Here is an 839-nt window from a genome sequence, read left to right on the forward strand (position 1 = left end):
TGCTGAGAAATCGGCGAGCGTTTCAAGTTCATTAAGTGAGTCCTTGAAGACCAGCATTTCACAAAGTGAATCCGCTTCAACAAGTGCATCTTTGAGTACCGTGAAATCTGAGAGCATTTCAAGTTCCTTGAGTGAGTCCTTGAAGACTAGTATTTCGCAAAGTGAGTCTGCTTCAACGAGTGCTTCTTTGAGTGTTGAGAAATCAGCAAGTGTTTCAAATTCCTTGAGTGAGTCCTTGAAGACAAGCGTCTCACAAAGTGAGTCAGCTTCAACAAGCACATCTTTGAGTGCCGTGAAATCAGCTAGTGTTTCAAGCTCATTAAGTGAGTCCTTGAAGACAAGCGTTTCGCAAAGTGAGTCAGCTTCAACAAGCACATCTTTGAGTGCCGTGAAATCGGAGAGCGTTTCAAGTTCATTAAGTGAGTCCTTGAAGACTAGCGTTTCGCAAAGTCAATCAGCCTCAACAAGTACATCTTTGAGTGCCGTGAAATCGGCGAGCATTTCAAGTTCCTTGAGTGAATCCTTGAAGACAAGCATCTCACAAAGTGAGTCCGCTTCAGAGAGTGCGTCTGTTTCAGAGTCGAAATCCGTATCAAATTCCGAATCAGCCTCAGCGAGTGTATCAGTGTCTGAATCGCAATCAGTCTCAACTTCCGAGTCAGCTTCAGAGAGTGCTTCAGTTTCCGAGTCACAATCAGTTTCTAATTCAGAATCAGCTTCAACAAGTGCATCAGTGAGCACATCACAGTTAGAGTCAAATTCAGTCTCAGCTTCAGAAAGTGCATCAACTTCAACATCTCAGTCTGAGTCGAACTCAACTTCAGCCTCAGTAAGTGCGT

2 protein-coding genes are annotated in these 839 nt (G+C 44.0%); both read right to left on the reverse strand.

The features are described from left to right. The coding region (locus tag AX663_RS11015; protein ID WP_443031049.1) for a hypothetical protein at positions 1-375 on the reverse strand (375 nt) is incomplete at its 3' end. A 75-nt stretch (positions 376-450) separates the two neighbouring features. Then, on the reverse strand, positions 451-741 hold the full coding sequence (locus AX663_RS11020; RefSeq protein ID WP_060973330.1) for a hypothetical protein: 291 nt from the start codon (positions 739-741) through the stop codon (positions 451-453). Between the last annotated feature and the right edge of the window lie 98 nt (positions 742-839).

The sequence above is a fragment of the Streptococcus sp. CCH8-H5 genome (genome assembly GCF_001556505.1).
Classification (GTDB): domain Bacteria; phylum Bacillota; class Bacilli; order Lactobacillales; family Streptococcaceae; genus Streptococcus.